Consider the following 2,043-nt stretch of genomic DNA (forward strand, 5'->3'; position numbering starts at 1 on the left):
TTCATGTCCATCGGTGTGCCTTTCTGGCTTTGGGTTGGGTCTGTGTTCATGCCCTCCAGTTTCTGGTCCAGCCGCGCTGGCCGTATTTCAAATTTCAAAGGGGATTTTCAAAATGACTGATGTCGTCGCAGCGGCGGAGGCGGCCGTGCGCGGTTACCCGGGCAGCACCAAGGTGGTGGCCATGCTCATGGAGAAGAACCCATCGAGCCTCGCCAGCGAGATCCTGGAGGCGGGCGCCGCCAAGTTGGGCCTGCGCGATGCCGTGAAGATCTCGCAGGTCACCGGCAGCAAGGCCATCCTGAACGCCTTCGCCGAGGCGCTGGGCTGCACGGTCATCGCGATGAACCACCAGTTGAGCGGCGCCGATCCGATGTACCTGCTCAGCCAACTCGGGGCCAGCTTCGCCCGGGTGCTGGAGATCGAGGCGGCGGCCGCCTCCAAGGCCCGGCCCAACTACAACGACCTGCAGGAGCTCGAGAAACGCTGGCTGGCCCACGTGGCCATCGGGCAGGAGATCGTCACTTACCTGCGGGCGGCCTACGACCACGGCAAGCCCGAGAGCATGCGGGCGCCGCGGCTGGGGGACTGAGCACCATGAGTACCGTGATCATGGCGCTTTGCTGGCCCATCAGGATGCGCCCCCCGGCCAAGGCCGTGCTCATCTCGCTGGCCGACATGGCCAACGATGAGGGCTACTGCTGGCCATCGATCGAACGTTTGTGCGAGCGCACCTGCTTCGGCCGCACCGCTGTGATCGAGGCCATCTCTTGGCTCGAGGAGCGCTGCATCCTGCGGGCCGACCGCTCCAACGGGCGCAAGACCGTGTACTGGGTCGAGCCCGACTTGTACGTGGAAGAGGGCGCTGAGTCCGAAGGCGTCCACCCTGCCGCACAACCCCCCAAACGTGTGCCGAACCAGTACGCCACGCGGACCGGTCCGCCACGCAAACCGGTACGCCAGGCGGACCCAACCAGTCCGCGTGGCGGACTCAACCGGTCCGCCACGCGGACACTAACCGTCAAGAACCGTCATGAATCAAATAACCCCCTAACCCCCAACTTCCCCGACACCCCCGGTACCCCCGCCGCAGCGGGGGGCGCGTGCGGGTCGATGAGTTCATCCCAAAGCCAAACCCGCGGTCCACAGTCCGCAATCCCCAACGCCCCGGGCTTCGACGCCTTCTGGCAGGCCTACCCCAAGCGGGCCAACGAAGACGCTGCCCGCCGCGAGTGGAACCGCTTGGCTCCTGACGCTGAGCTGCAGGCCTGCATGCTCGCCGCCATCCGGGCACAGCAGGGTGGCCCGGCCTGGATGCGCGAGGGCGGCCGCTTCATCCCCATGCCGTCCAAGTGGCTGGCAGGCCGGCGCTGGCGGGACGAGCCCTCGCCCCAGGCCCAACTGGGGCTGCAGGACCTGTGGTGGGAGAGCAAGGACGGCGTGCGGGCCATGGGCCAACGCCTGGGCTTGCCGTACTCCATGGCTGAGCTCGGCAATGCCTACACCGACGACGAACTGCTCGAGCACAACCGCCGCTACCGCGAACGGGTGTTCGCTGCAGCCGGTGCCGGACCCTGGTCGCAAAGGCGCACGGCATGACCACCACCACGACCATGGCCACCACCATGACCCGAACCTACATCCTCACCCAACTCCTGCGCCTGGGCCCGCTGACCCTGCGCGAGATCGTGGTCATCACCGGTTGGCCCTCGAGCGCTGCAGGCTGGGCACTGCGCAACACCCTGGACACCAACGCCGTCCAGGAACTGCGCCACCGCAGCGGCGTGCGCTACGTGGCCACGGCCGGCAGGCTCGATGACCAGGCTGGCGACCACGTCGACCCGGTAGAGCAGGGCAGGGCCCCCACCCCCCGGGCCTGCGGGTCCTCCCGGCAAGGGGCCAACGCGGGTAATTCGCACCGCCCGCTCGGGCTGTTGCGTGAGTGCCCTAAGGGGGTTAAGTGAAGCTCATCCCCCTACTGGACCAGCCCATCTCGCAAGCCGAGTTCGCCGAGATGGTGGGCCTGAGCGAAGCCCGCGTGAGCCA

3 protein-coding genes are annotated in these 2,043 nt (G+C 67.3%); all 3 read left to right on the forward strand.

Features of this window, described 5'->3' with window-relative positions:
• Window positions 1–112: 112 nt before the first annotated feature.
• From F624_RS0131905 to F624_RS0131915, 3 genes are read left to right on the forward strand one after another with little or no spacing between them, the layout of a single operon-like run.
• A complete protein-coding gene (locus F624_RS0131905) occupies window positions 113–589 on the forward strand; it encodes a phage regulatory CII family protein (protein ID WP_019578415.1) in 477 nt (158 codons plus the stop codon).
• 5 nt (window positions 590–594) lie between these two features.
• Window positions 595–1,596, forward strand: coding sequence for a helix-turn-helix domain-containing protein (locus tag F624_RS33830; protein WP_084679911.1), 1,002 nt, complete (start codon window positions 595–597; stop codon window positions 1,594–1,596).
• Window positions 1,593–1,961 (forward strand): hypothetical protein, encoded by a 369-nt coding sequence (locus F624_RS0131915; RefSeq protein ID WP_019578417.1) that lies wholly within the window; start codon window positions 1,593–1,595, stop codon window positions 1,959–1,961. Before F624_RS33830 ends, F624_RS0131915 begins: the two co-directional genes overlap by 4 nt.
• The last annotated feature ends 82 nt before the right edge of the window (window positions 1,962–2,043 follow it).

It is taken from the genome of Curvibacter lanceolatus ATCC 14669 (genome assembly GCF_000381265.1).
In the GTDB taxonomy this organism is placed as follows: Bacteria; Pseudomonadota; Gammaproteobacteria; order Burkholderiales; family Burkholderiaceae_C; genus Curvibacter; species Curvibacter lanceolatus.